Origin of the sequence: Kribbella sp. NPDC026611 (assembly GCF_040638345.1) — a bacterium.
In the GTDB taxonomy this organism is placed as follows: Bacteria; Actinomycetota; Actinomycetes; order Propionibacteriales; family Kribbellaceae; genus Kribbella.
The window spans coordinates 1-1,060 of sequence record NZ_JBEZYC010000026.1 but is presented as its reverse complement, the minus strand read 5'-3'; the positions used below and the strand labels follow the sequence as shown (position 1 = coordinate 1,060).

At 57.3% G+C, this 1,060-nt stretch carries 2 rRNA genes; both read right to left on the bottom strand.

The annotated features are described in order from the left end of the window. Positions 1-51: 51 nt before the first annotated feature. Positions 52-169, bottom strand: a 5S ribosomal RNA gene (gene rrf / locus AB0E69_RS41085). 170 nt (positions 170-339) lie between these two features. Continuing rightward, positions 340-1,060 (bottom strand): 23S ribosomal RNA (locus AB0E69_RS41080); the annotation flags it as partial.

Sequence of the window (1,060 nt, the reverse complement as noted above, 5' to 3'; positions counted from 1 at the left end):
GGACAAATGTTAAGGGCCACCCCGGATGGGGTGGCCCTTAACAGTGTGAATGTCCGGCGGCGTCCTACTCTCCCACGACCTCCCGGTCGCAGTACCATCGGCGCTGGCGGGCTTAACTTCCAGGTTCGGAATGGAGACTGGGTGTTTCCCCGACGCTATGGCCACCGAAACTCTATAGAAATATCAAATCAACACACACAAGCCACACGGGGCTGGGGTTGACCGTATTTCGGGAACCGTACAGTGAACGCGAGTCATCTCGTCAAATTCGCAGCAAGTCTCTGAAGTATCTGTTTGTTGTGTCCACACCGTCCGTCTCGAGAGACGGGGTGTGTGTTTGGAGACAAGCCCTCGGCCTATTAGTACCAGTCAGCTCCACACGTTACCGCGCTTCCACTTCTGGCCTATCAACCCAGTGGTCTACTGGGGGCCTTACCCGGTTAACCCGGTGGGAGACCTCATCTTGAAGCGTGCTTCCCGCTTAGATGCTTTCAGCGGTTATCACTCCCGAACGTAGCCAACCAGCCGTGCTCCTGGCGGAACAACTGGCACACCAGAGGTTCGTCCACCCCGGTCCTCTCGTACTAGGGGCAGCCCTTCTCAAGTCTCCTGCGCGCGCAGCGGATAGGGACCGAACTGTCTCACGACGTTCTAAACCCAGCTCGCGTGCCGCTTTAATGGGCGAACAGCCCAACCCTTGGGACCTACTCCAGCCCCAGGATGCGACGAGCCGACATCGAGGTGCCAAACCATCCCGTCGATATGGACTCTTGGGGAAGATCAGCCTGTTATCCCCGGGGTACCTTTTATCCGTTGAGCGACGGTGCTCCCACATGCCACCGCCGGATCACTAGTTCCGACTTTCGTCCCTGCTCGACATGTCTGTCTCACAGTCAAGCTCCCTTGTGCACTTACACTCGACACCTGATTGCCAACCAGGCTGAGGGAACCTTTGAGCGCCTCCGTTACCTTTTAGGAGGCGACCGCCCCAGTCAAACTACCCACCAGGCACTGTCCCTGATCCGGATAACGGACCAAAGTTAGACAGCCAGAACAATCA